Here is a 19504-nt window from a genome sequence, read left to right as displayed (position 1 = left end):
GCCAGCTTTTGAGCAGCGATGCATGGCCGGGTCAAGCCCGGCCAGGGTTACGCGAAATAGATCAACCCGAGCCAGTCCGCGACCAGCGCGGGCTTGTCCTCGCCTTCGATCTCCACCGTCACGTTGGTGCGCGACTGCAACTCGGTCGGCTTGCGCAGCTTGGCCTCGGCCAGCACGAAACGGCCACGAACGCGCTTGCCCGAGCGCACCGGCGAGATGAAGCGCAGCTTGTCGAAGCCGTAATTGACGCCCATCGTGGTGCCGGCGATCACAGGCATCACCTCATAGGACATGATTGACAGCAGCGACATCGTGAGAAAACCGTGCGCGATCGTGGTGCCGAAGGAGGTTTCCTTCTTCGCGCGTTCCGGATCGACGTGGATAAACTGGTGATCCTCGATCACATCGGCGTAGGTGTCGATGCGGGGCTGGTCGATCAGGTGCCAGGACGACACGCCGATCTCCTTGCCGACCATGGCCTGATAGGCCTCCAGCGTGATTGGCGGCTTCTTCCAGATTTCGTTCACTTAGGTCTCACTTCTCGTTTTCGGCAGCTCGGGAAAGTCCTCCTCACGGAATTCCCGGCCGCGCAGCGGGTCGTCGCGATCATTGTCGCGTTCGAGCCGTCGTAGCTGCACGCGGCGGATTTTGCCAGAGATCGTCTTCGGCAGCTCGGTGACGATCTCGAGCCGGCGGATGCGCTTGAACGGCGCAAGCCGCGTGTGCAGGTGCTTGAAGATGGAGAGCGCCGTCTCCGGCGTCCGCTCCGCGCCCGAGGTCAACAGCACGAAGGCCTTGGGGATCGCGAGCCTGATCGGATCGGGGCTCGGCACCACCGCGGCTTCCGCCACCAGTTCGTGCTCGAGCAGCACGCTCTCCAGCTCGAACGGGCTGATGCGATAGTCCGAAGATTTGAAGACGTCATCGGAACGGCCGACGAAGGTGAGATAGCCATCCTCGTCTTCAAAAACGACGTCCCCACTGCGATAGAGCTCGCCTTCGGCGCCGGAGAGCTTGCCGTCGTCGCCCTGATAGCCCTGCATCAGGCCGGCAGGACGATCCGCGCCCAGCAGCAAGGCCACCTCGCCCTCCTTGGCGGGATGGCCATCGGCATCGCTGACCTGCACGCGATAGCCCGGCAGCGGCCGGCCCATGGAGCCGACCTTGATCTTCTGGCCCGGCGAATTGCCGGCAAGCGCCGTGGTCTCGGTCTGGCCGTAGCCGTCACGGATCGTGAGGCCCCAGGCTGCCTGCACCTGATCGATCACTTCAGGATTGAGCGGCTCGCCCGCGCCGCAGACCTCCCGCAAGCTCATCTTGAACGAGCCCAGGTCCTCCTGGATGAACAGCCGCCACACCGTTGGCGGCGCGCACAGCGTGGTGACGCCGCAGCGGCCGATGGTGGCGAGCAGCCCCTTGGCGTCGAAGCGCGGCTGGTTGACCACGAACACGGTGGCGCCAGCATTCCACGGCGCGAAGAAGCAACTCCAGGCATGCTTGGCCCAGCCGGGCGAGGAAATGTTGAGGTGGATGTCGCCTGGCTGCAGTCCGATCCAGTACATGGTCGAGAGATGCCCGACGGGGTAGCTGCGCTGGCTGTGCCGGACCAGCTTTGGCTTTGCCGTGGTGCCCGAGGTGAAATAGAGCAGCATCGGGTCGTCGGCATTGGTCGGGCCGTCGGGCGTGAAACTCTCCGAAGCCTTCGCCGCCTGGTCAAAAGCGAGCCAGCCATCGGAGGCCGCACCAACGACGATGCGGACGGTGTTCCCGGCTCCAAGGCTTGCGACTTTCGCGACCTGGTCTTCCGCAGCCACCACTGCTTTCGCCTGGCCACGATCGAGCCGGTCGCGCAGCTCTTCGGCGGTGAGCAGCGTGGTCGCAGGAATCACGACGACACCGAGCTTGATCGCCGCCAGCATCGTCTCCCATAGCGGAACCACATTGCCGAGCAGCAGCAGAAGATGGTCGCCGCGCTTCAGGCCTTGCGCACGGAGAAAGTTGGCGACCTGGTTGGAACGCTTCGAGAGCGCCGCGAAGGATAGTTTTGTCTGCTTGTCCTGTGCGGCATCGACAATCCAGAGCGCGGGCCGGTCCTTGGCATCCGCATCCTTCGCGAGCTCGTCGAACCAGTCGAGCGCCCAGTTGAAGGGGCCCGGATCGGGCCAGCGGAAATCCCTGACCGCTGTTTCGTAATCCGTGCGGTGCTGAAGAAGAAACGCGCGCGCGTCCTGAAACGTCGTCATTGGGCTTTCCCGGCTAGCTCCCTAACGTGCTTGATAATACCGGAAAAATCCACCCCGCCCTGGCCGGCTGCGTCGAAAGACTGATAGATCTCCTGTGCATGCTTGCCGAGCGGCGTCGCGGCGCCAGTGGCCTTGGCGGCGTCCTGCGCCAGCGTCAGGTCTTTCACCATCAGCGCCGAGGCGAAGCCCGGCTTGTAGTCGTTGTTCGCGGGCGAGGTCGGCACCGGACCGGGAACCGGGCAATAGGTCGTGAGCGACCAGCACTGACCCGACGAGGTCGAGGCCACGTCGAAAAGCGCCTGATGCGAGAGGCCGAGCTTTTCGCCGAGCGCGAAGGCTTCGCTCACCGCGATCATGGAAATCCCGAGGATCATGTTGTTGCAGATCTTGGCCGCCTGCCCGGCGCCGGCGCCGCCGCAATGCACGATCTTCTTGCCCATGTTTTCCAGCACGGGCCTGGCTGCCGCGAACGCGCCCTCCTCGCCGCCGCACATGAAGGTGAGCGTTGCCCCCTTGGCACCGCCGGTCCCGCCGGAAACCGGCGCATCGACCGAGAGCACGCCATTCTTGGCCGCGAGCGCATGCGCGGCCCTGGCGCTTTCGACATCGATGGTGGAGCTGTCGATGATCAGCGCACCCTTGGTCATCGCGGGTACGACCTCGTTCCAGACGCTGAGCACATGCTTGCCTGCGGGCAGCATGGTGACGACGACATCGGCGCCCTTCACCGCGCCCGATGCGCTATCAGCGATGCCGGCGCCATCGGCCTTGGCTTGATTGCGGGAGGCCTCGACGAGATCGAACGCCACCACGTTGTGGCCGGCTTTGACCAGGTTGGCGGCCATTGGGCCGCCCATGTTGCCGAGACCGATGAATGCGATCGTGGCCATTGTCGTTTCCTCCAGATGTAGCGTTGATCAATTGAACTTCAGCTCGTCGGCGCCGATCTCGGCGAAATACGGCGCAAGCATTTGCGGCGTTACATCCTCGACCCGCGGCGGCGACCAGGTCGGATTGCGGTCCTTGTCGATGACAGCGGCGCGCACGCCCTCGCGGAAGTCATCACTGCGAAACACTTCGCAGGCGGCGCGATATTCGCGCACCAGGCACTCTTCCAGAGTTGACGCGGTTCGCGCGAGCCGCAGCAATTTCAGCGTCACCACCATGCCGCGCGGCGATTTTTCGGTGAGCGTCTTCAGCGTCGCCAGCGCGAATTCGGAGCCGTCGCGCTTCAGCGCGGCAAAAATGTCTTCCATGCGGTCGAAGCCGAACAGCGCGTCGATGACGGGCTCTTTGGCGGCGACCGGTCCCGCGGTTTCACCGGTCGCAAAACCGTTGATGAGTCTAGTGACATCGGCCGCAGTGGCGCCTTGGCGAACCTTGGTCAGAGCCGCACGCAGCTCCGGCCATTTGGCCGCAGATATCACGGCGTCAGCGAATTTCGCGTGGACCGCATCGGGGCCGTTCATGGTCTGGCCAGTCAGGCCGAAATAAGTGCCAATCTCGCCGGGCGAACGCGACAGCAGAAAGGTGCCGCCGACATCGGGGAAGAAACCGAGCCCGACCTCGGGCATGGCGAGCTTGGTGCGATCGGTGACGATCCGATGGCTGGCATGGCCCGAGAGGCCGACGCCACCGCCCATCACCAGGCCATCCATGAAGGCGACGTAGGGCTTCGGATATTTCGCGATCCGCGCGTTCATGACGTATTCCTGGCGCCAGAACCGGGCGCCGAGATCGCCGCCCTCGCGCGAGCTTTCCCAGAGGCCGCGGATGTCGCCGCCGGCGCAGAGACCGCGCTCGCCCGCGCCTTCCAGGATGATCACAGCGACGTCAGGATCGGTCTCGAACCTATCAAGCGCCGCGTCGATGCCTTCCGACATCTCCAGCGTCATGGCGTTGATCGCCTTGGGACGGTTGAGGCGGATCACGCCCGCCGCACCCTCGCGGCGAACGATCAGATCGCCCTCTTCCGCTTCACTCATCGCGCGCCCTCGATCAATTTGCGCGCCACGATGAGCCGCATGATTTCATTGGTGCCTTCGAGGATCTGGTGCACGCGCAGATCGCGCACGATCTTCTCGATGCCGTATTCGCTGAGATAACCGTAGCCGCCGTGAAGCTGGAGCGCGTGGTTGGCGACCTCGAAGCCCACATCCGTGCCGAAGCGCTTGGCCATCGCGCACAGCATGGTGGCGTCAGGGTCCTTGCGGTCGAGCGCCGCAGCCGCGCGCCACAGGAAGGTACGCGCGGCCTCCAACTCGATCGCCATGTCGGCGAGGCGGAATTGCAGCGCCTGGAATTCGTCGAGGCGTTTCCCAAACGCCTTGCGCTCCGTCATGTAGGCGCGCGCCTTGTCGAGCGCGGTTTGGGCACCACCAACAGAACAAGCCGTGATGTTGAGACGGCCCCCGTCAAGCCCAGCCATCGCGATCTTGAAACCGATGCCCTCCTCGCTCAGCCTGTTGGCAACTGGCACGCGGGCATTCTCGAAGATCACGGCGCGGGTCGGCTGCGCGTTCCAGCCCATCTTGCGCTCATTGGCACCGAACGAGACACCCGGCGTCTTGCCGTCGATGACGAGGGTCGAGATGCCGCCGGGACCGTCGCCGCCGGTGCGCACCATCGCGACCAGCAGATCGGTGCCGCCGGCGCCGGAGATGAACTGCTTCTGGCCGTTGAGCACATAGTGATCGCCGTCGCGCAGCGCCCGGGTGCGCAGCGCCGCCGCATCCGAGCCGGCGCCCGGCTCGGTCAGGCAATAGCTCGCGATCAGCTCCATGGTGCAGAGCCTTGGCAGCCATTGATGGCGCTGGGCATCGCTGCCGAAGGCATCGATCATCCAGCTCGCCATGTTGTGGATGGAAATGAAGGCCGAAATGGTCGGGCAGCCCGTCGCCAGCGCCTCGAAGATCAGCGCCGCGTCGAACCGCGTCATGGCGGAGCCGCCGACATCCTCGCGGATGTAGATGCCGCCCATGCCGAGCGTGGCGGCCTCGCGCATCACGTCGACGGGAAAATGCTTTTCCTCATCCCAGCGCAGCGCGTGCGGCGCGATCTTTTCCGCCGCGAACGCCAACGCCATGTCGCGAACCGCGACTTGATCCTCATTCAGGGCGAACTGCATGCTGGGCTCCTCACCTTCCTCGTCATCGCGAGGAGCTCGTGACAAAATTGCGGAGCAATTTTGCACTGAAGCGACGAAGCAATCCAGATTGTTTCTGCGGGAAGATTCCGGATTGCTTCGCTACGCTCGCAATGACGGGCTGGGCAACAGCCCTACTTCATCGTCGGGATCGAGAACTCCGCACCTTCCTTGACGCCGGACGGCCAGCGCGAGGTCACCGTCTTGGTCTTGGTGTAGAAGCGGATCGAGTCCGGGCCGTGCTGGTTGAGATCGCCGAAGCCAGACTTCTTCCAGCCGCCGAAGGTGTAGTAGGCGATCGGCACCGGGATCGGCACGTTGATGCCGACCATGCCGACATTCACCTTGGCCGCGAAGTCGCGCGCCGCGTCGCCGTCCCGGGTGAAGATGGCAACACCGTTGCCGTAATCATGGTCGGACGGCAGCGCCAGCGCTTCCTTGTAGTCATGCGCACGCACGACCGACAGAACGGGACCGAAGATCTCTTCCTTGTAGATTCGCATGTCCTTGGTGACGTTGTCGAACAGCGAACCGCCGAGATAGAAGCCTTTCTCGTAGCCCTGCATCTTGAAGCCGCGGCCGTCGACCGCGAGCGTCGCACCTTCCTTGATGCCGATGTCGATGTAGCTCTTGACCTTCTCGACCGCCTCGCGCGTGACCAGCGGGCCGTAATCGGCGGACGGATCGATCGAGGTGCCGATCTTGAGGCTCTCGACGCGCGGGATCAGCTTGTCCATCAGGCGATCCGCAGTGGTCTTGCCGACGGGAACGGCGACCGAAACGGCCATGCAGCGCTCGCCGGCCGAGCCGTAGCCCGCGCCGATCAGCGCGTCGACGGCCTGGTCCATGTCGGCATCAGGCATGATGATGGCGTGGTTCTTGGCGCCGCCAAAACACTGGCAGCGCTTGCCGGTCTGGGCGGCGCGCTCATAGATGTACTGCGCAATCGGCGTGGAGCCGACGAAGCCGATGGCCTTGATATCGGGATCGTCGAGGAGCGCGTCGACCGCTTCCTTGTCGCCGTTGACGACGTTGAGGATACCGGCCGGCAGGCCCGCCTCTATCATCAGCTCGGCAAGCTTCATCGGCACGCCGGGATCGCGCTCGGACGGCTTGAGGATGAAGGCGTTGCCACAGGCGATCGCCGGGGCGAACTTCCACATCGGGATCATCGCCGGGAAATTGAAGGGCGTGATGCCGGCGACGACGCCGAGCGGCTGGCGCAGCGAATAGATGTCGATGCCGGGGCCAGCGCCCTCGGTGTACTCGCCCTTCATCAGATGCGGGATGCCGCAGGCGAATTCGGCGACCTCGAGACCACGCTGGATGTCGCCCTTGGCGTCCGGCACGGTCTTGCCGTGCTCGCGCGCGAGCAACTCGGCGAGCTTGTCGTAGTCGCGCTGCACCAGCTCGACGAATTTCGTCATCACGCGGGCCCGGCGCTGCGGATTGGTCGCAGCCCATTCAGGCTGTGCCGCACGCGCGTTCTCGACGGCGGCGCGAACCTCGGCCTTCGAGGCGAGCGCGACCTTGGCCTGAACGTCACCGGTCATCGGCTCGAAGACGTCGGCCGTCCGGCCCGACGTGCCCTTCACTTCCTTGCCACCGATGAAATGTCCGACTGAACGCATGGAATGATCTCCTTGAGGGCGAGCTGGAACGCTTTGACAAATCCTATCGACCTGCATTTATTTGGATTCAAGTCTGATATATTGCACCATAGATGTGCGAAAATGCTGGATCAAGGCACCATCGATTGGGATGACTTTCGCTTCGTGCTGGCCATCGTGCGGGGCGGCTCGGTATCGGCTGCGGCAAAACAGCTCGGCGTCGACCATGCCACGGTGATCCGTCGCGTGGGTCGGCTGGAAAAGTACCTCTCGGCAAAGCTGTTTGACCGGCGCAAGACCGGCTATCTCCTCACCGAGGCCGGCCAGCGCGTCGCCGACAGCGCGGAAGCCATGGAATCCACCATCGTCGCCAACCAGGAGCAGGTCGGCGGCTCGGTGGCGCGGCTGACCGGGACGGTGCGGATTGGCGCGCCTGACGGATTCGGCACGGCCTTCCTGGCGCCACGGCTGGCGCCGTTCGCCGATCGCTATCCCGACCTCGATCTGCAACTTGTGGCGACGGCGCGGCTGTTCAGTCTCTCCAAGCGCGAGGCCGACATTGCGATCAGCCTGACCATGCCCAAGGAAGGCCGCATCGTCGGTCGCAAGCTGCTCGACTACCGCCTCGGGCTCTATGCGGCGCCAGCCTACCTCGACCGCTTCCCGAAAATCACCTCGCGCGAGATGCTGCCGCAACACCGCTTCGTCGGCTACATCGAGGAGCTGCTGTTCACGCCGGAGCTCGATTACCTGCCGCAGGTGTCGCCACGGATTTCAGCGCGGCTGCGCAGCGCCAATCTGATCGCGCAGCTCAATGCGACGCTCGCAGGCTTCGGCATCGCGGTGCTGCCGCATTTCATGGCCAGCGATTATCCGCAGCTCGTGGCGGTGCTGCCCGAGGAGGTCTCGATCGTCAGGACGTTCTGGATGCTGATGCATGCCGACAGCAAGGACCTCGCGCGGATCAGGGCCGTGGCGGATTACATCGGCGAGATCGTAGAGCGCGAACGGGCTTTGTTCGCGGGGCGAGCTTCGTAGGGTGGTTAGCCGAAGCGTAACCCACCACTTCCGTCGCCGCGGAGAGTAACAGCGGCGGGTTACGCTTCGCTGACCCGCCCTACGCATTCAGCGGCATCCCGGCTAGCTCTGCTTCTTCTTGGCTGGTGCAGCCTTCACCGGCTCCCGCTTCGCCCCCTCCAACGCGCTGTCCTTGCCCGCCTTCAGCACCTCATCCGACAGCTCGCCAGAGCCAGCGATGCGCGCCAGCAGCATGGTGCCGGCCATGGTCGCCAGCGTCGCGATCGCCTGCTTCCGCGCGGCCTTGCGCGGCATGTTCGGGATGAAATCGGTCATCATCTCGAGCATCTCGTCGAGCTTGCCCGCAAAAGCTTTTCGCGTCTTCGGGCTCTCGCGCGCGATCTCGGCGCCGAGCGCGGGGATCGAGCAGCCATGGCCGGGATTGTCCCGGTGCAAAGCCGAGAGATAGGTCTCGACGATCTGCGCGAACTGCTTCTCGGGCGCGACCTGATCGGACTGCTTGCGCCAGTGTTCCATCGAGCGGTCCATGGCGTAGGCAAACGCCTCGATCACCAGGGCCTCGCGGGAATCGAAATGCGCGTAGAAGCCGCCATGGGTCAGGCCCGCCTCTTTCATGAGATCGGCGACGCCGATGCCATGGGCGCCCTTTTCGCGCAGCCGGACGGACGCCTTCTTCACGATGCGGTCGTGGGTTTCCTGCTTGTGTTCCCGGGAATAGCGCATGCGGCTCTCATTGAATGTCGGAGGTCATCTCATAACACGGATATCGACCGGCGGGCGCATTAATTCCCGGCAAAATTGCTGCCGATCATGGAAAAGGTTGCAGTTGCATGGACTGCGAGGGCTCCCTTGGCGTCGCGCACAAAACCTTCGGTGTAGCTGGTCTGGCGCCCCAGCTTGATCACCTTGCCTTCGGCCGAGATCAGCCCCGACCGCACCGAGAGCGGACGCAGGAAGGTCATTTTCAGGTCGAGCGTGACGGATCCCTGCCCTGCCTCCAATCTGGTCGAAACCGCACATCCCATGGCGGTGTCGAGGAGCGCGGCGGCCGTGGCGCCGTGCAGAAGCCCGATGGTGTTTTCGAGATCCTCGCGGGGCTCCAGTTCCATCACAATGCGGCCTGGCTCGACCAGGGCCATGATGAAGCCGATCAGCTTCGCAAAGGGCGGCGGCGGCAGCCGGCCGTCGCGGATGCCCAGCATGGCGTCCATGCCCGAGAGCCGCATCGCCACTTTCGCAACCGGCGCAGGCGCCTGCCAATCCACCACGCGCTCGCGCCGCTGCGCTGACGAAAACAGGTCGAGTTGAGTGGGCTCAGCCATGGGTCGCCTCTTTATATGATTTACATCATACTATGTGGCGGACTTCGCACTTGCAACTCCGCCCCGGCGCTTGACACGGGAGCCGTTTCGGCCCGGAAGTGATCCCGGCCGGCGCGCCTCGCGCTGGTCCGCGAAACTTCGAGATCTCACGATGGACATGCTCAACGACCACTGCGGCGTGACGCGCGATGCGCGCGGCGTCGTCGATGTCGCGATCTGCAATGCCGGCACTCTGAACATTCTGGGCTCGCCCGTGATCGATGCGGTGCGCGAAGGCCTGCAACAGCTCGCTAACGACCGCAGCATCCGCGTCGCCGTGCTGCGCGGCCAAAGCGAGAAGAGCATGATCGGCGGGGCCGACATCAAGGAGATGGCGAAGCTCGACCAGACGTCCGCCGAAGCCTTCATCAGCCGGCTGCGCGACCTCTGCGAAGCCGTACGCCAGTTCCCTGCCCCAATGATCGCACGCATGCCCGGCTGGTGCCTCGGCGGCGGGCTCGAGGTGGCGGCGGCCTGCGACTTCCGGATCGCCGCGCATGATGCGCATTTCGGCATGCCCGAGGTTCGCGTCGGCATTCCCTCGGTGATCCACGCCGCGCTCTTGCCGCGCCTGATCGGCTGGGCCCGCGCCCGGTGGCTGGTGATGACCGCGGAGAACATCGACGCGCCGACGGCGCTGGCCTGGGGCCTGGTCGACAAGGTCGCGCCGGCCGGCGGGCTTGATGCCGCAATCAATCACCTCGTGACCGCGCTGCTCGAATGCGGCCCCGAGGCGCTGCGCTCGCAGAAGGCACTGTTGCGGCAATGGGAGGAATTGCCGCTGACGGAATCGGTCAACCTCAGCGTCAAGGTGTTCGGCCAATCGTTCCTGACGGACGAACCGACGCGACTGATGCAGGCGTTTGTGAACAGGAAGCGGTAAGCGGACGCCCTGCGATCGAGCGCCCCCAATTCATCCGAACCACGACAATTTCTCATGCCGGGCACGGTTGCATTTTTTGCGCCGCATCATATGATGAACATCATGCAACGCCATCGCAGGGAGCTTCGTCATGGCTGAAACCGCCGATCCCGTCGTCATCGTCTCCGCCGCCCGCACCCCGCTTGGCCGCTTCATGGGCGAGTTGTCGCCGCTTGCCGCGCACAAGCTCGGATCGCATGTGATCAATGCCGCACTGGAACGCGCCAAGCTTCCGCCCGAAAAGGTCGACGAGGTGTTCATGGGCTGTGTGCTGCCGGCCGGCCAGGGCCAGGCGCCGGCGCGCCAGGCGGCGCGAGCGGCGGGCCTGCCCGATGCCACCGGCGCCACCACTGTCAACAAGGTCTGTGGTTCCGGCATGAAGGCGACCATGCTGGCGCACGACATCATCCGCGCCGGCTCGGCCGAACTCGTCGTCTCCGGCGGCATGGAGAGCATGAGCAACGCGCCGTACCTGCTGGCGAAGGCGCGCGGCGGCTATCGCGCCGGCCATGACCGCATCATCGACCACATGATGATGGACGGTCTCGAGGACGCCTACGAGACCGGCCGCTCCATGGGCGATTTCGGCGAAGCCACGGCCGAAGCCTATCAATTCACCCGCAAGGACCAGGACGCCTATGCGATGGAAACGCTCAGCCGCGCGCGCAAGGCGGTCGAGGGCGGCGCGTTCAAGGCCGAGATCGCACCGATCACGCTGACCGAGAAGGCAGGTCCGCGCATCATCGCCAATGACGAGCATCCGCTGAAGGTCGATCCGGCCAAGATCCCCGGACTGAAGCCGGCCTTCCGCGCCAACGGCACCATCACGCCGGCGGCCTCCTCCGCCAACGCCGACGGCGCCGCAGCGCTGGTTCTGACGAAACGGTCGCTCGCCGATCGCAATGGCCTGCAAGCGATTGCCGAGATCAAGGGCCATGCCACCCACAGCCAGGAGCCGCAATGGTTCACCACGGCGCCCATTCCGGCGATCCGAAAGCTGCTCGACAAGGTCGGCTGGAGCGCCGGTGACGTCGACCTGTTCGAGATCAACGAGGCCTTTGCCGTGGTGGCGATGGCGGCGCAGCGCGACCTCGGCATTCCCCGTGACAAGCTCAACGTTAACGGCGGCGCTTGCGCGCTCGGTCATCCCATTGGCGCCACCGGCGCGCGGCTGATCGTGACGCTGCTGCATGCACTCGAGGCCAATCATCTCAAGCGCGGCGTCGCGGCGCTTTGCATCGGCGGCGGCGAGGCCACTGCGATCGCGGTGGAGCGTCTCGCGCACTGACGCGCCGAAGTCCGAAAATGAGGGAAGTCTGTCATTTCAGACTTCCCGTTCCCGTGCCAGACTGCAACAATGACGCGGGTGTCGCTGACCCCGCCAACCTGGATCGAGGGGCAATGATCTCGAACTGGCTTTCGTCCGCACTCGGCCGTCGCAACATCCACTATGGCTGGGTGATGGTCGGCGTGACCTTCTTCGCCGCGCTGATCAGCGCCGGCACGGTCGGCGCACCCGGCGTGTTCATCGTTCCCTTGCAGAAGGAGTTCGGCTGGAGCACGGCTGAAATCTCCTCGGCGCTATCGATCCGCTTCGTCCTGTTCGGACTGATGGCGCCGTTTGCCGCCGCCCTCCTCAATCGCTACGGCCTGCGCAACGTCACCCTGACCGCGCAGCTCATCGTCGTCTCGGCGCTGGTGCTCTCGCTCGGCATGACCCAGGTCTGGCAACTCGTGGCCCTGTGGGGCGTGGTGATCGGCATCGGGACCGGCATGACCGCGCTGGTGCTAGGGGCCACCATCGCGACGCGCTGGTTTGCGGCGCGCCGGGGCCTCGTCATCGGCGTCATGACTGCGAGCGTCGCCACCGGCCAGCTCGTGTTTTTGCCGCTGCTCGCAAGCCTGACCGAACGTTACGGGTGGCGCCTCGCGCTCGGCTTCGTCTGCATCATGCTCGGCGTCTCTGCAACCGCTGTCGCGCTCGTGATGCGCGACCGGCCAAGCGATGTGGGCCTGCGTCCCTTCGGCGACGAAGGCAGCGAGCCCCTGCCCGCTCCGCCCGTCAGCAACGGCTCGATCACGGCAGTCGCGCTCGGCACGCTACGCGATGCCTCGAAGTCATCTGCGTTCTGGATCCTGTTTGCGACGTTCTTCGTCTGCGGCGCCTCGACCAACGGGCTCGTGCAGGTGCACCTGATCCCGATGTGCCTCGATTTCGGCATCCCGCAGGTTCAGGCCGCGAGCCTGCTGGCGGCGATGGGCATCTTCGATTTCTTCGGCACCATCATGTCGGGCTGGCTGTCGGACCGCTACGACAATCGCTATCTCCTGTTCTGGTACTATGGCCTGCGCGGGCTCTCGCTGATCTTCCTGCCGTTCAGCGATTTCTCCTTCTATGGCCTGTCGATCTTCGCGATGTTTTACGGCCTTGACTGGATCGCGACCGTGCCGCCCACGGTGCGCCTGACCGCACAGAAGTTCGGACCCGAGCGCGCCAACCTGGTGTTCGGCTGGATCTTCGCCGGCCATCAACTCGGCGCCGGCAGTGCCGCGTTCGGTGCGGGCCTGTCGCGGACGCTGCTGCAGAGCTATTTGCCCGCCTTCTTTATCGCCGGCGCGCTCTGCGTGTTCGCTTCTCTGATCGTGCTGGCGCTGGCGCGACAGCCGAAGCCGCAGGCAAAACCTGTGATGGCGTAGTGCTGTCGGGACACACGCCCGCTATCTCGCGGCTCAATCCACTGCGCAGCTTCGTCAATGGTGCTGACGGTAATTCCCCGGAATTGCTGTTGCACCTGGGCGGGTCTGGGATGCGTCATCCAACGCATCCGCCATCGAGACAGACGACTGCCCTGCATCCTCTGGAGATGATCATGCGCAACCTAGCAGCAGCGATGACAATCGTGATCTCGTTGAGCGCGCCGGCTTTGGCTCAGAAGGCCGAGATCGACGCGAACAATGCGAAATGGCTCGAACTGTTCAATAAGGGCGATTTTTCCGGGATTGCGTCCCTCTACAGCGCCGATGCGATCGCATTGCCACCCGGGTCCTCGATGGTGCAGGGCCGAACGGCCATCGAGGCAATGTGGAAAAGCATGGCTGAACAAGTGACCGATCCGAAGCTCACAACACTGGACGTCAAACCGCTCGGCTCTTCCGCGGCACGCGAGATCGGCACGTTCATATTGAAGACCAAGGGGGCATCCCCGCAGGAGGTGACCGGCAAATACGTCGTCGTGTGGGAGAAAGTCGGAGAGGATTGGAAGCTCACCACCGACATCTGGAACGACGGCAAATAGCGTCTTACGGCAGCTGGATCAGGCCGACGCACCTGTTCATTCGCCGTTGTCATTCAAGACGCCTGCGCTATCGTGCGTACGCGGCACAGCCGCGACATTCATCCGATAATTCTAGTGATGGGAGAATCGCATGAAATTCATAACCACCTGGAGCGTACCCCAAGGAACCTTCAACGCAGCCGTCGCCCGCTTTCTGGAGACCGGTGGCGCGCCCCCGGAGGGAGTCAAGATGCTCGGTCGCTGGCATGGCATGAATGGACAGGGATTTGCGATCTCTGAATCGAGTGATCCGAAAGCCATGTATCGTTGGCTCGCGCAATGGGCCGACCTGCTTCCATTGACAGTCACGCCTTGTCTCGAGGACGGAGACGCGGGCGAGGTCATGGCGTCACTCCCCAAACGTTGACCGTCAAGCGCTCATCATCGATCTACACGTCACTGCCGCCGCCGAACCGGCGGTAGTGACATGCTCGTCGCCGCTAGGGCTTAGCCGGAGACCGAAGCTCCCATTGCTCGAGGCGCTCGATCGACGCTTGCCGTTCATGCTGGCCCAGCCAGATCGTGAAGAGAACCAGCGCACCAGCGAGAGCGCTGATGCCGAAATATAGGTTCTTCATACGCTTTGAATGCGGCGGGCCGGAAATCGTTCCTGGCATTGTGTCCTTTGGCCGGCAGCGGACCATCATCGGACATCCACTGCCAAATCTGGAACGATCGTTGACTTGCTTCAGTTCTTAGAGAGCCGGAGGTATGAGAGTGTAGGGAAAGAGTACGAGATGACGAATGTACTGAAGCTTCCGACATGGGCGGACGATGACCACGTGTTCGCGGTCGTTGAAACTCCCCGCGCGAGCACATGCAAGCTGGACTTCGATCCGAAACTCCACATTTTCACCCTCGCGAAGCCGCTGATGGCGGGGCTCAGCTATCCCTATGATTGGGGCTTCATCCCTTCGACCAAAGCTCCGGATGGAGATCCCCTCGACGTCCTGATCATCCATGATGCGCGCACGTATCCTGGCGTCGTCCTCAAATGCAAACCGATCGGCATTCTGGAGATGGAGCAGAAAAGCAAGGGCAAGAAGGAGCGCAATGATCGCGTGTTCGCGGTACCCGATCGATCGCCCCTCGAAACGGACCTGAGGGACATCCGCCATCTGCCTTCGCGCGCGCGAGGTGAACTCGAAGAGTTCTTCCGTGCCACCAACGTGCTCGAGAACAAGGAGCTCGAGTTCCTGGGCTGGCGTGGTCCCCGGCACGCCGTCAAGACCATCAGACGTTTGTCCGGTTAAAACGTCGGAACATCAACAAATGTTAGGTGCGCGGAAGCCCTTCAGGTGCCACTGTGCCCCTCGGCGGCCGGCATTCTCGGGGCGCGCCTCGAGTGGTCGCCTACCCTCCCGTTTCAGGGGTCTGCATCTTGTTGCGATTCAAGCTGAGCAGGTCAGCCAAGTGCCTGATACAGGCCGCGGCTTTTGCAAGCCTGCTTGCAGGCTCGCACGCTCTCGCACAGGACGACAAGAAAACCGATGACGACAAGCCCGCCGATCCCGATACCGGCGAAAGCACCGTTGAGGAAAAGACGCTTGGGCTTCTTCCAAACCCCTTCGAAAAACATGGAGTCAAGTTTGCCGTGACCTACATTGGCGAGACGCTCGGAAATGTGACGGGCGGCCTCAAGCAAGGTGCGATCTACGAAGGCCGGCTCAATCTCGCCGTTGATGTCGACCTGCAGAAGCTCGCCGGAATTGACAAGCTGACCTTTCACGCCAACATGTTCCAGATTCACGGCGAGGGCTTGTCGCGCAATTATCTCGGCAATTTTCTGGTCGTCAGCGGCATTGAAGCACTGCCGTCCACCCGCTTGTACGAAGCCTATTTCGAGAAGCAGTGGGGCGACAAGAAGGTCTCGCTCAAGTTTGGTCAGCTCGCCGCCGACAGCGAGTTCTTCAATACGAAATACACCGACGTCTTTACCAACGCTTCGATGGGCTGGCCGGCGATCACATCGCTGGACCTGCCAAGCGGCGGGCCTTCACCGCCGCTGGCGGCGATGGGCACCCGCCTGCTGGTCAACGTGACGGACCACCTGTCTGTGCTTGGCGGCGTGTTCGACGGCAACCAGGCGGGACCTGGGCCCGACGATCCGCAGCAACGCGACCGCTATGGCGTCAATTTCCGCGTCAACGATCCACCCCTCCTCCTCGGCCAGATCCAGTATGCGTGGAACAACAAAAAGGGCGATCCCAATCTGACCGGGCAGATCAAGCTCGGCGGCTGGCGTCACTTCGGATCGTTTTCCGATCTGCAACTTGCGAACAATGGAGTGTCTCTCGCCGCTGCCGCCAGCAGCGGTACGCCCCTCATGTTGGCGGGTGACATTGGAGGATGGGCCGTCTTCGAGCAGCAGCTCTATCGCGTGCCGAAGAGCGACGATCGCGGGATCGGCGTATTCGCCCGCGTTTCGGGTGCGCCAGCCGACCGCAACCTGATCGATCTCTATGCGGACGCCGGGTTCGAGTTCATCGGACTGAGCGACAAGCGTCCCGACGACAAGTTCGGCATCGCGGCAGGTTACGCGCACGTCTCGCGGCGAGCCCAGGCGCTCGACGCCGACTATCGGGTGATGATCGGACCATCCTGGCCGGCGCGCACCTTCGAAGGACTTTTGACGGCCGTCTACCAGTATCAGCTACGCGATGGCTGGACCCTTCAGCCGAATTTCCAATACATCATCCATCCCGGCGGGGGGGCGACCGACCCCTTGGGACCGATGCCGGGCAAGGCGCTCAAGAACGCGGCGGTGCTGGGTCTGAGAACGACACTGAAATTTTAGGACGCGCAAGCAAGAACCTGCCCGCGCAACCGACAGCTGGCCTGGCGACCGAAGCCGCCCGCAATGCCGCGGGCCCATCACGGCATCAATCAGGTGGCGAGCCCCCAGCCGGTCTTCTGCAACAGCTCGCTTCGATTGTCCTGGCTGCGTTTAGCCCTCGTTAATGATGCCGCTCAATCCGGCAACGGCGGATTTCGGCGGCCCATGTTCGCGCGATCCGCGTAAGCCTTGCTTAACGGGCGATCTTCAAAGTTTCGCTCTGCCGAGAAGTCCGCAGAGGCCGCCCGGTCGCGTTCCTCGATCCTTGATGAGCCAGGGAAAATTGCCTTTGCCGAGACTCACGGCGATTAGGATGAAGATCATGCTCCGCGCTTGGTTGTGTCGTTTTGCCAGAGATCGCAAGGCCAACGTCGCCGTGATCTTTGCGCTGGTGATGGTTCCGACCGTCTTTCTGCTGGGCATGGCGCTGGACTACACGCATACGCAGCACATGAAGGTGAACCTCGACTCGGCCAGCGACGCTGCCGCCGTCGCCACAGTCACCTCGGCAATGATGCAGCAGAGCCCGCAGGCGGCCCAGACCGCAGCGAAGAACGTCTTCAACGTCACCGCGAACGCTCTGGTGAGCAACAACAACTTGCCCGCGCAGCCAAATTTCACGGTCGCTGTCAATTGCAGCAGACCCGATGCCACAACCGGCTACTGTACCTACGCCCCGTGCCCGGGCGTGGACGCAGTCTATGCTGACCCTGTCAACTCGAACAACCAGGTCGTTCGCAACGTCCAGATTTGCTACAACGCGACCGCGACCAATGCCTTCCCAACCCTGCTCAAACAGGCAAGCTGGCCGTTCGCAGGTCAGTCATTGGCACGCAACCAGGGCGCCCCCAACATCAATTTCTATCTCTTGCTGGACGACTCGCCTTCGATGGCCATCGGCGCAACATCGAGCGACATCAACACGCTGATCGCCAACACGCAAAAGCAGGTCGACTCAAGCGGCACCAAAGGGTGCGGATTCGCATGCCACGAAACCAATCCCGCCGCAGACAATCTGGGCAATCCAGGTGGAATTGACAACTACCAGCTTGCTCGCAATCTCGGCCTCACGTTACGCATCGATCGTGTAACCCAGGCCGTCAAATCCCTGATGACGACAGCCCAAAGCGTATCGACCACCAATCGAAATACTTATGGGGTTGCGATCTATACGTTTGATTGGCAGTTGAACAGCAGCTCGCCGATCTTCGCGCCTTCCGGAAAACCGGGGGTGGTGCAAACTCCCGTGACGCCCAACTCGACAACCAGCTACACGGTAGCGACCATCCAGAATTACGCCAACAACATCGCGGTCCTGCCAGTTTACAAGAATAACTGGCTGACATCGTCGAACAACAATAGCGATGCCGACACCAGCATCGCGGGCGCATTGAGCGGTCTCAACAAGATCATGCCGAATCCGGGGAACGGTACCAACGTCGCCAACGACACGCCACAGGAAGTCGTGTTCCTCGTGACCGACGGCGTTGAGGACGTCAACATTACGACCGACGCGTACACGACCTCCTGCAAGAAGACTCTCACTGGCAAGCGCTGCCAGGCGCCGCTCGATCCCACGATCTGCACCACCATCAAGAACAGGAAGATCCGCATCGCGGTGCTTTACACCGAATATGACGACGCGGCGCTCCATAAAACGAACTCCTGGTACGACAGCTGGATCTACCCCTTCAATGGAACGTCCACCGGCTCGACCAGCCAGATCGAGACAAATCTGCAAAGCTGCGCCTCATCGCCCGATTTGTATCAGAAGGTGTCGACCAACGGCGACATCACCAGCGCTCTCCAGGCTCTCTTCCTCAAGGTCGCGTCCGACCCCCGCCTGACTCAATAGAGAAAGCAAACATGACCGCCACGCACGCCGTGCCCACAACCAGACGCCGCCGCTGGCGCGCGTTCTTTGCCGACCGGAAGGGCGCAACCGCGGTCGAGTTCGCGCTGATCGCCCCGGCTTTCATCGCTTTGCTGGTCGCGATCATCCAGACCTTCCTGGTTTTCTTTGCGCAGCAGCTCCTGGAACAGGTGGTGAACCAATCGAGCCGGGCGATCCTGACGGGGCAGGCGCAGGCCCAGGGCATGACGCAGGCCCAGTTTGCGAGCGCGGTCTGCTCCAACGTCGTGATCCTATTCGACTGCAGCGGCCTGATGATCGACGTCCAGGTTGCCAACTCATGGAGTTCGACCAACACGGCCCTGCCAAGCCTCACTTATGACGGCAATGGAAAGGTGACGAACGTCTGGCAATTCAACCCCGGCAATCAGGGAGACATCGTCGTCGTGCGGGTGATGTATCTGTGGCCGGTTTTCCTGGGTCCACTCGGCTTCACTTTGGCAAACCAACCGAATAGCAACAGCCGCCTGATAATGTCGTCCACGGCTTTCATGAACGAGGCTTTCGTCAACTCATGAGCCCGACGCCTCATCGCATGCGGAAGTTCTGGGTGGACACGCGCGCCGTGGCCGCGACGGAGTTCGCCATCGTAGTGCCGTTCATGCTGGTGCTCTATGTGGGGGGCGTCGAACTCGGCAACGGGATGGCGATCAGCGTCAAGGTCAGTGAAACCGCCCACACGGTCGTGGATCTGGTGTCGCGAAACGCATGCGTCACCGACACGACGCTGAGCGCCATGCTTGGCGCATCGGCGGCGACGATCGCTCCCTATTCTTCGGCGAACACGACGGTCATCGTGTCGGAAGTATCCACGGACGCCAACGGCAAAGCGACCGTGACCTGGAGCAAAGCACTCAACGGCACCCCACGCCCAGTGGCTCAGCCGATAACTCTGCCAACGGCCCTCGGCACTCCCTCGCCCTCCAATGTATCGTTGCTGCTCGGCGAGGTCACGTACCAATACACCCCCAACCTTGGCTATACGATCAGCGGGACCATCCCGATCGGCGAGAGCTACTACCTGTATCCGCGCGTTTCCTCGGCCGTGCAGTATCCGTGCAGTTGAAGCCGGGCGTATCCGGAGGACCTTGGTCTCGCAGGC

The 19504-nt window shown here is 63.0% G+C and carries 19 protein-coding genes; 11 read left to right on the top strand and 8 right to left on the bottom strand.

Translation table 11 applies throughout. The annotated features are described in order from the left end of the window. Window positions 1–47: 47 nt before the first annotated feature. The 6 genes from BM222_RS19625 to BM222_RS19600 all read right to left on the bottom strand — a co-directional run bounded on the left by BM222_RS19625 (window position 48) and on the right by BM222_RS19600 (window position 7019). Complete coding sequence (locus BM222_RS19625; protein WP_092230467.1) at window positions 48–527, bottom strand: MaoC family dehydratase; 480 nt, start codon at window positions 525–527, stop codon at window positions 48–50. Continuing rightward, a complete protein-coding gene (locus BM222_RS19620) occupies window positions 528–2243 on the bottom strand; it encodes an AMP-binding protein (RefSeq protein ID WP_092230465.1) in 1716 nt (571 codons plus the stop codon). Then, window positions 2240–3133: a 3-hydroxyisobutyrate dehydrogenase gene (gene mmsB, locus BM222_RS19615; RefSeq protein ID WP_092230463.1), complete on the bottom strand. Its 894-nt coding sequence runs from the start codon at window positions 3131–3133 to the stop codon at window positions 2240–2242. Before mmsB ends, BM222_RS19620 begins: the two co-directional genes overlap by 4 nt. A 27-nt stretch (window positions 3134–3160) precedes the next feature. Next, window positions 3161–4228: an enoyl-CoA hydratase/isomerase family protein gene (locus BM222_RS19610; RefSeq protein ID WP_092230461.1), complete on the bottom strand. Its 1068-nt coding sequence runs from the start codon at window positions 4226–4228 to the stop codon at window positions 3161–3163. Next, window positions 4225–5370 (bottom strand): isobutyryl-CoA dehydrogenase, encoded by a 1146-nt coding sequence (locus BM222_RS19605; RefSeq protein WP_092230459.1) that lies wholly within the window; start codon window positions 5368–5370, stop codon window positions 4225–4227. Before BM222_RS19605 ends, BM222_RS19610 begins: the two co-directional genes overlap by 4 nt. A 152-nt stretch (window positions 5371–5522) precedes the next feature. Further along, complete coding sequence (locus tag BM222_RS19600; protein WP_092230456.1) at window positions 5523–7019, bottom strand: CoA-acylating methylmalonate-semialdehyde dehydrogenase; 1497 nt, start codon at window positions 7017–7019, stop codon at window positions 5523–5525. 102 nt (window positions 7020–7121) lie between these two features. On the opposite strand from BM222_RS19600, the gene BM222_RS19595 reads away from it, so the two are divergent. Further along, a complete protein-coding gene (locus BM222_RS19595; RefSeq protein WP_092230452.1) occupies window positions 7122–8036 on the top strand; it encodes a LysR family transcriptional regulator in 915 nt (304 codons plus the stop codon). 102 nt (window positions 8037–8138) lie between these two features. On the opposite strand, the gene BM222_RS19590 is transcribed toward BM222_RS19595, so the two are convergent. Then, window positions 8139–8759 carry a TetR/AcrR family transcriptional regulator gene (locus tag BM222_RS19590; protein ID WP_092230450.1) on the bottom strand — a complete coding sequence of 207 codons (621 nt, stop codon included), beginning with the start codon at window positions 8757–8759 and terminating at the stop codon, window positions 8139–8141. Between the two features lie 59 nt (window positions 8760–8818). Next, window positions 8819–9358: a PaaI family thioesterase gene (locus BM222_RS19585; RefSeq protein WP_092230448.1), complete on the bottom strand. Its 540-nt coding sequence runs from the start codon at window positions 9356–9358 to the stop codon at window positions 8819–8821. Window positions 9359–9509: 151 nt separating this feature from the next. On the opposite strand from BM222_RS19585, the gene BM222_RS19580 reads away from it, so the two are divergent. From BM222_RS19580 to BM222_RS19535, 10 genes are all read left to right on the top strand, one after another. Further along, window positions 9510–10280: an enoyl-CoA hydratase gene (locus BM222_RS19580; RefSeq protein WP_092230446.1), complete on the top strand. Its 771-nt coding sequence runs from the start codon at window positions 9510–9512 to the stop codon at window positions 10278–10280. 130 nt (window positions 10281–10410) lie between these two features. Further along, window positions 10411–11607 carry an acetyl-CoA C-acyltransferase gene (locus tag BM222_RS19575; RefSeq protein ID WP_092230444.1) on the top strand — a complete coding sequence of 399 codons (1197 nt, stop codon included), beginning with the start codon at window positions 10411–10413 and terminating at the stop codon, window positions 11605–11607. A gap of 113 nt (window positions 11608–11720) precedes the next feature. After that, window positions 11721–13016 (top strand): MFS transporter, encoded by a 1296-nt coding sequence (locus tag BM222_RS19570; RefSeq protein ID WP_092230443.1) that lies wholly within the window; start codon window positions 11721–11723, stop codon window positions 13014–13016. Then, complete coding sequence (locus BM222_RS19565) at window positions 13016–13615, top strand: YybH family protein (RefSeq protein WP_244547189.1); 600 nt, start codon at window positions 13016–13018, stop codon at window positions 13613–13615. The genes BM222_RS19570 and BM222_RS19565 overlap by 1 nt, the downstream gene beginning before the upstream one ends. Window positions 13616–13745: 130 nt before the next feature. Further along, entirely contained in the window at window positions 13746–14021 is a 276-nt protein-coding gene (locus BM222_RS19560) for a DUF3303 domain-containing protein (RefSeq protein WP_092230441.1), read from the top strand. A 370-nt stretch (window positions 14022–14391) separates the two neighbouring features. Continuing rightward, a complete protein-coding gene (locus BM222_RS19555; RefSeq protein WP_092230440.1) occupies window positions 14392–14907 on the top strand; it encodes an inorganic diphosphatase in 516 nt (171 codons plus the stop codon). Between the two features lie 128 nt (window positions 14908–15035). Continuing rightward, complete coding sequence (locus tag BM222_RS19550; RefSeq protein ID WP_502690903.1) at window positions 15036–16451, top strand: carbohydrate porin; 1416 nt, start codon at window positions 15036–15038, stop codon at window positions 16449–16451. Between the two features lie 352 nt (window positions 16452–16803). Then, window positions 16804–18345, top strand: coding sequence for a TadE/TadG family type IV pilus assembly protein (locus BM222_RS19545; protein ID WP_349509864.1), 1542 nt, complete (start codon window positions 16804–16806; stop codon window positions 18343–18345). 11 nt (window positions 18346–18356) lie between these two features. Next, window positions 18357–18920, top strand: coding sequence for a TadE/TadG family type IV pilus assembly protein (locus BM222_RS19540; protein ID WP_092230438.1), 564 nt, complete (start codon window positions 18357–18359; stop codon window positions 18918–18920). Window positions 18921–18952: 32 nt separating this feature from the next. Next, on the top strand, window positions 18953–19468 hold the full coding sequence (locus tag BM222_RS19535; RefSeq protein ID WP_244547188.1) for a TadE/TadG family type IV pilus assembly protein: 516 nt from the start codon (window positions 18953–18955) through the stop codon (window positions 19466–19468). Window positions 19469–19504: the final 36 nt, after the last annotated feature.

It is taken from the genome of Bradyrhizobium sp. Gha (assembly GCF_900113735.1).
GTDB lineage: Bacteria > Pseudomonadota > Alphaproteobacteria > Rhizobiales > Xanthobacteraceae > Bradyrhizobium.
This window is presented reverse-complemented; position numbering and strand designations above follow the sequence as displayed.

What these genes read in the sequence shown, in the direction of transcription:
- BM222_RS19620 (WP_092230465.1), bottom strand. Translation starts at nt 2,243, where the DNA reads ATGACGACGTTTCAGGACGCGCGCGCGTTTCTTCTTCAGCACCGCACG.
- mmsB (WP_092230463.1), bottom strand. Translation starts at nt 3,133, where the DNA reads ATGGCCACGATCGCATTCATCGGTCTCGGCAACATGGGCGGCCCAATG.
- BM222_RS19610 (WP_092230461.1), bottom strand. Translation starts at nt 4,228, where the DNA reads ATGAGTGAAGCGGAAGAGGGCGATCTGATCGTTCGCCGCGAGGGTGCG.
- BM222_RS19605 (WP_092230459.1), bottom strand. Translation starts at nt 5,370, where the DNA reads ATGCAGTTCGCCCTGAATGAGGATCAAGTCGCGGTTCGCGACATGGCG.
- BM222_RS19600 (WP_092230456.1), bottom strand. Translation starts at nt 7,019, where the DNA reads ATGCGTTCAGTCGGACATTTCATCGGTGGCAAGGAAGTGAAGGGCACG.
- BM222_RS19595 (WP_092230452.1), top strand. Translation starts at nt 7,122, where the DNA reads ATGCTGGATCAAGGCACCATCGATTGGGATGACTTTCGCTTCGTGCTG.
- BM222_RS19590 (WP_092230450.1), bottom strand. Translation starts at nt 8,759, where the DNA reads ATGCGCTATTCCCGGGAACACAAGCAGGAAACCCACGACCGCATCGTG.
- BM222_RS19585 (WP_092230448.1), bottom strand. Translation starts at nt 9,358, where the DNA reads ATGGCTGAGCCCACTCAACTCGACCTGTTTTCGTCAGCGCAGCGGCGC.
- BM222_RS19580 (WP_092230446.1), top strand. Translation starts at nt 9,510, where the DNA reads ATGGACATGCTCAACGACCACTGCGGCGTGACGCGCGATGCGCGCGGC.
- BM222_RS19575 (WP_092230444.1), top strand. Translation starts at nt 10,411, where the DNA reads ATGGCTGAAACCGCCGATCCCGTCGTCATCGTCTCCGCCGCCCGCACC.
- BM222_RS19570 (WP_092230443.1), top strand. Translation starts at nt 11,721, where the DNA reads ATGATCTCGAACTGGCTTTCGTCCGCACTCGGCCGTCGCAACATCCAC.
- BM222_RS19560 (WP_092230441.1), top strand. Translation starts at nt 13,746, where the DNA reads ATGAAATTCATAACCACCTGGAGCGTACCCCAAGGAACCTTCAACGCA.
- BM222_RS19555 (WP_092230440.1), top strand. Translation starts at nt 14,392, where the DNA reads ATGACGAATGTACTGAAGCTTCCGACATGGGCGGACGATGACCACGTG.
- BM222_RS19545 (WP_349509864.1), top strand. Translation starts at nt 16,804, where the DNA reads ATGAAGATCATGCTCCGCGCTTGGTTGTGTCGTTTTGCCAGAGATCGC.
- BM222_RS19540 (WP_092230438.1), top strand. Translation starts at nt 18,357, where the DNA reads ATGACCGCCACGCACGCCGTGCCCACAACCAGACGCCGCCGCTGGCGC.